The 6,060-nt window shown below is 40.5% G+C and carries 4 protein-coding genes; 1 reads left to right on the forward strand and 3 read right to left on the reverse strand.

The window, feature by feature from the left end; genetic code table 11:
* Nucleotides 1–183: 183 nt before the first annotated feature.
* Nucleotides 184–1,020 (reverse strand): alpha/beta fold hydrolase, encoded by an 837-nt coding sequence (locus tag VB732_RS34965; RefSeq protein WP_323235394.1) that lies wholly within the window; start codon nt 1,018–1,020, stop codon nt 184–186.
* Between the two features lie 102 nt (nt 1,021–1,122).
* Here VB732_RS34965 and VB732_RS34970 point away from each other — a divergent pair, with 102 nt between their 5' ends.
* Nucleotides 1,123–1,278 (forward strand): hypothetical protein, encoded by a 156-nt coding sequence (locus VB732_RS34970; RefSeq protein ID WP_323235395.1) that lies wholly within the window; start codon nt 1,123–1,125, stop codon nt 1,276–1,278.
* Nucleotides 1,279–1,699: 421 nt separating this feature from the next.
* Here the strand turns inward: VB732_RS34970 and VB732_RS34975 are convergent, their stop codons facing one another.
* Nucleotides 1,700–4,174 carry an S-layer family protein gene (locus VB732_RS34975; protein WP_323235396.1) on the reverse strand — a complete coding sequence of 825 codons (2,475 nt, stop codon included), beginning with the start codon at nt 4,172–4,174 and terminating at the stop codon, nt 1,700–1,702.
* A 920-nt stretch (nt 4,175–5,094) separates the two neighbouring features.
* On the reverse strand, nt 5,095–6,060 hold a 966-nt coding region (locus VB732_RS34980; protein WP_323235397.1), incomplete at its 5' end, for a DUF3991 domain-containing protein.

Below are 6,060 nucleotides of genomic sequence, written 5' to 3' on the forward strand. Positions count from 1 at the left end.
AAATCAATAGAAAAGTATGTTCGGAGTGCTGGGTGGGGCTTTGATAAACTAGGCTGACTCACCAGTAAGCTATTGCACCGTCAAGCGCACCGCAAGAGTTGAGCGACAGCGGCAACGAGTTCGTCGGCGCAACACGGCTCATCGACTTGTTAGCTGGCTGGCAACCGTTAACCAATTCAAAAATCACGATAGAAACTCTAGAACTAGCTGATTAAATTTTTGTGGATGCTCAATCGGACTCCAATGACCGCACTCTTCAATAATCTCCAACTGAGCATTAGAAATAATCTTAACGGCATTCTGAGCATGGGTTACAGGAACCATCGGATCTTGTCTGCCCCAAATAATTAGGGTCGGAACCTCGATAGTATGCAATTTGTCAGCAATTGACTGATAGAATTGCCCCCAGATATTAAAGTTTGAACGACCTAGATTTAATGTTGCTTCTGCTGCTCCAGGAAGCGTTGCCATTTGATAAAACTCTTCGACAATTTCATCAGTGATTAGTTTTGAGTCGTACACTGCCTGTTTACACAACATTGCTACACCTGATTTGCTTGGTGAACTAAACAACTTAGCTAAACCAGGAATTGTGGTCACTCGAAGCAGAAAATTAAGTTCTTTCCCTAGACCCGCACTGCCAACCAGAATTAGTCGATCAACTAACTGTGGGAAGTTCAACGTTAAAGTGAGTGCTACTCCACCGCCCGCAGAAGTTCCAATCAAATTTGCCTTGGGTATCTCTAAAACCTTCATGAAATCTCGCGTGAACTGAGCCATGAAGTCAAAGGTGTAATGAGCAGCATCGGGTTTATCGGATCGACCTGCACCCACCATATCAAACGCATAAACGCGATGATGTTTGGCTAATTCTTGGATATTGTACTTCCACAACTCAATGTAACCGCCACCACCATGAAGCAAAATGACCGTGCTGCCTGAATCTCCCGCTTGCCAATATCGGGTATTTACAGAGCCGACTTTGACATACTGATCTTGCAATTGTTCAGCTTGATTCATCTCAACCTTACCAAACTGTAACTTGGACTTCAATTTTCAACTTTTACCGATCTCTTCAAAATTATCTTATTAATTGATGAGAATTCACCCGCTCCTGAGCAAGTGGCAGAACAGAAAGAACTCCGCACTGCTTTACTAGAAGCAATCGATTCTCTATCTGACAATAATCGTCAAGCAACTTTGCTGTTCTATGACGAACAACTCAGTCTACAAGGCATCACTGTGCCAAAACGGGAGAATTGTACGCTAAGGAATTGATGCTAACCTCAACGCTATGAAAATCAGTTGTTTTGAGCAAATGGCATACCTGTATTTATCACTATTTGGCTCGAATTAGTCATGGAAGATGGTGCAGAGTACTATCAATACTCTGCACCAACAAAATAAGGGTAATCAGCCGCTCTTCGGGTGAAGGGTAAAAAATCACTGGCTAAGATGCTTGCTAGACAAGCTTTTCAGCCTTAGCGTACAATTTTCCCGTTTTGGCACGGTGATGCCTAATACAAGCCATGAGAAGAGTATTTTTGGTTTGGGAAACATAAATGAAAGAGCAAAGAAACAGCGAATGGAATTCACGGCTACACAAACAAAGCCCACCTCCGTGGGCTAAAACAAGCTACTAGGACTAGCCCTCTCAAGGTTTTGTGTGATTTACTTGATTGTAAAGTTCCTGGAGTAACTAATTACTTACAGTTGCAGTACAGGTTAAAGGCGATCGCATATTAGTGGGAGATTTTGCTGCTACTAACTCGATTTTTCCTTGAGCATTGCGATGCCAAGAAGTAGCGTGGACAAGGATTTCTGGTGATGCAGGTATTTGTGTTTGTAAAGCTTGTGTTTTCTGGAATGCTGATAAATTGCGGATATCAGACCAAGTGCGATCGCTGCTCACTTCCTGACTGGGATTTTGGGGTATTCCACCTCTTCCCGTAGCAATAAAACTACTACCACTTGTATCTGCACAACCTGTGGCAATTTTTTGGGATGACTCGGTTACATTTGCAGGTAATTCGATTAAGCCGGAATTGGGGTCAACACCAATATTATTAACTTGTACTGTACCGCTAATGCCAAATTGAGAACTCGCTGTGATGTCGTTTTCTGGGGTGAGTTGATTGCGAAACTCTAAGCCAAATATACCTTGCGTGGTGATTTTGATATTACCGCCACTTCCAATTACTGCATTGGCGATGATGTCGCTGTTTTCTAGTCCGACAATAACGGGAGAGTTAATGATGATATTACCTCCATTTCCTTGTCCCTCTGCTTTAGCACTAATAAGACTATTATTTCTCATCAGTAGCAAGTCTTTAATAGAAAGTTCTAAGCTACCACCTTGTCCGACTTTTGTGGATGTTCTAATCTGACCTTTTCGCTCTAAAGTGAGCGAATTAGCTTGAATCTGTAAGTATCCAGCATCGCCGTTGCCAACGTTTTCAGCCGCAATATAACCTTGATTGCTAACTTTAATATTGGGAGACTTGATCGACAAGTTTCCACCATCCCCGCTAGGTAGTGCTGTCAATCCAAATATCCGTCGAAATACTGGTGGTAATTGTTGACCTGATGCAGTGATACGACTAGGCTGGGAAAGAATTGAACCAGAACCGTCTATTTCAACAGATTTGCCAGCATTAATGGTTAAACTTCCAGCATCACCAGATCCAGAAGTGCTAGCAGAAATTACCCCACCAGCCTTTAGTAAAAGTTGATTTGTATTAATGGCGATCGCACCAGCATCTCCACCAAAAAAACTGGTTGCGGCTAAAGCTGAGGCTCCAGAAGTACCAGAATTCTCGCCAATCAGAGAAATATTACCTGAATTAATGTTGATATTGCCGCCACCATTGCCGCCAAAAACACCTGCTAATATTACTGCGCCATCTTTCACTAAAACATCTTGAGTAGTGAGCAAAATATTCCCGCCTCGTCCCCCGCCTTTATATGATGGAGTTAAAATACCACTTGTACGAGAAGCATCGAAAGGAGAAAATCTAGAAAACTGAATTGATTCTGCTGCATTAATGGAAATGCTTCCACCTACACCTCCATTTTGATAAGTTGTAGAGCTAATTAAACCACCATCTCTTGCTAATACCTGTCTGGCTGAAATATCAATATTAGCTCCCTGCTGACTACTTAGATTCTCGGACAAAATCAAACTTTGGTCTTTGTTTGGCAATGCTCCACTTAATTCTAAGAAGTCTGTATTAATCTCAATCCGACCAGAATTTTGCATTCCTTGATGTTGAATGAACACAGCAGAACTATCTTGGATTTGAATAGCTTTTGCTTGAAGATGAATCGAACCCCCAGGATTTCCACTTGCATCGATTAGGGCTGCACCAGTCAGATGGATATCAGAAAAATTTTCTACGGGAGCATAATCCAGTTTCAAATTGGCAAAATTAGTATCAAGGTTAACAGTTCCTCTATTAACACTTCCTAACTTAATTTGTCCGTTTTGGGCAACTAAAATACCACCATCTAAGCGAATCTCATTACCAATCAGGGCTAATGTTTTCCCCGGAAGCACGCTTAAACCTCCTAATTGTGGTTCGCGGTTAATTGCTTCAATGAAATTGCCTTGATGTAGATAATTGTGTCCTTGTCCTTGAATATTAATACTGCCAGAATTTTTTCCAATCTGTAAACCGATAGGTATACTTATTGTCAATAAAGGGGGTGTTGTAGTGTCGGCAACACTAAATTTAAACCCATCGGCAAAATTAATACTTTCAGCAGTCGTTCCTATAAAAGAACCGCCAATATTTAAGCTGGCATTTTGACCAAAAATAATCCCATTAGGATTCATTAAAAATAAACTGGCAGGATGATTACCGTTAAGAGTCTGAATCAAGCCATCAATATTAGAAACATTTCTACCAGTTACCCGACTAAATATAGTTGTAATATTTGGTGTATTAACTAAATCGAATGTCGCTGAACCACCTGTAGGCACAGAAAAGTTACTAAAACTATGAAATAAATTATTACCTTTTTCAAGACCATTGAGAATATTAAAATTATTACCACTTGAGTTGACGATGGTATGAGTTGTGCCATCTGGTGTAACCTGTGCATTTGCAGGGAAAATCATCGCACCTGTCAAGATTCCACCGATCAAACCCAAGTATAAAGAAGTTGCTTTCATTTACACCATATCCATTTAGACTTGTACTTAGGATTCCTCAAAATTAGCTTTTAGTAACCGCAGCACAAGTTAATAATTGTTGCGTTGGCGCAATAGATTTATCTGCAACTAATTCAATTTTTATTTATATACAAAATGTCTCCTATTTTGCACAGCTTATACACGCTTCTAACTGTTATAGCTGTCAAGGAACTTTGACTATTCACTACAAAATGTCTGCTATTTAGAACATCGCTTTGACCAAAAAATTGGTATCTAATACATACAAAAATTAGCTTTTAGCCATTTTTATCAAACTGGCTCATTCTCAATAACTCTAAAATTATTGAGAATATATAATACGTTTGTGTTGCAACTGTACTTCAAAAATCCCGCTCAATCGATCAACTTCTTCAGTAAGTGAATCTGAAATTTCTCCTGTGAGTTCAGGAGTCACTCTATATATTTAGCGTTAACTGAAACAGAAACTCGTCTAACGCAGCAACTACACTAAACACTTATAACCCCGTGAACTTAGCGTAGTTTAACCGTAGTAAATCAGTCTCATCCGACACTAATATTTTTGGCCGTCCAAAAGGACAAAAACAGTGGTTTTTTGTCCTTTTGGCCGTCCAATGAGCGCCAACCTTACTCATTTGTCATGCTCTGTTGACAAATGCCCACCTGTCAACGGCCGTCCAAAAGGACAGAAACTGGTCATTTTTGTCCTTTTGGCCGTCCACTGTTTTTGAAGAAAATCTTCTGTAACTCTTATCCAGTGTCAATTACAGCCACTTTTTTGAGCAATTTTTATTCTCAATAAGCTGGGGTCTTATTGAGAATGCGTAATCATGATATGTTGCAATTGTGTTTCAAAAATTCTTTCTTGAACTTAACCCAGCACACCTTTCCATTCGAGTCAGGTGTACGCTCCGCGTGGCTCACAGGCTAAAACCACGACTACGCGACTGCCGTTCGCGTTCAAGTTCCGCTTCATAAAAATGAGCTTTTAATTCCTGATTCCAATCAGGATAAGTCGGTTTAAATCTTTTACCATTCGGTAACAATTCTAATACTGCACTAGCAGTTTTATCCCCCTGCTCATCGTTATTGAATGCCAGAACTACCCTATAGCAATTTTTGAGAAATTCCAAAGGTAAATTGTTCGGGTCATCAGCTACCATAAACATTGTTCTCATCGATGGTAAGGCTCCTGTTTTGGCTAGGACATACACGCCTACTGACACCGCATCAATTGGCGAAGAACATAAGAAAACGTTTTTAATTTCTTGTTGTGGATTCTGCCCCAAATTTATATGAAACCAACCATAAGGTGTAGAGGCGTTTTGGTCATACTCAACAGTGTGATGATTATGTCCGGGGTTTGACCAAACTAATGCACCAGTCTTTTCACCATCCAGATTACGTTTGATAAATAAAATCTGCTTTTGCTCATTGATATAAAGCAAATTGTGGTTATGTAATCTTTCAATAAAAGAATCTGGTATACCGCGTTTCTCATTCAAGTATTTATACAATTTGGGCCACAGAGCTAGATCCTCCGTTGGTGGAGTGAACTGAGGCTGCTGTTGTTTGCGTTCAATATCTTGAAAGAGTTTTTCTAACTGCTCAACTGGGAGTGGTTTAACAGGTTTGAGCAGCAATTCGTTAATCGGCTCATCATCACGTTCTGGCTGGTAGTCAATGCCACGATGTTTTTGCAGTCCTGGGAAGGTGTAGGCAGGCCCCAAAGATGTACCGCTAAATTTCTGGTCACTCCAGGAATACGAGATGCCTTTACTCTTACCATTGCGTGTTAGCCCATGACGCACCTCAATACCCAACAGTTGCAATCGTTCTATTAGTTGGGGCATAGTCGGTTTATCTACTGTGGCGCGGTCGATTAG

This window comes from Nostoc sp. UHCC 0252 (genome assembly GCF_034931145.1).
Taxonomy (GTDB): Bacteria; Cyanobacteriota; Cyanobacteriia; order Cyanobacteriales; family Nostocaceae; genus Nostoc.

Bases quoted from the DNA above. Each gene is read 5' to 3' on its own strand.
- VB732_RS34965 (WP_323235394.1), bottom strand. From the start codon at position 1,020: ATGAATCAAGCTGAACAATTGCAAGATCAGTATGTCAAAGTCGGCTCT.
- VB732_RS34975 (WP_323235396.1), bottom strand. From the start codon at position 4,174: ATGAAAGCAACTTCTTTATACTTGGGTTTGATCGGTGGAATCTTGACA.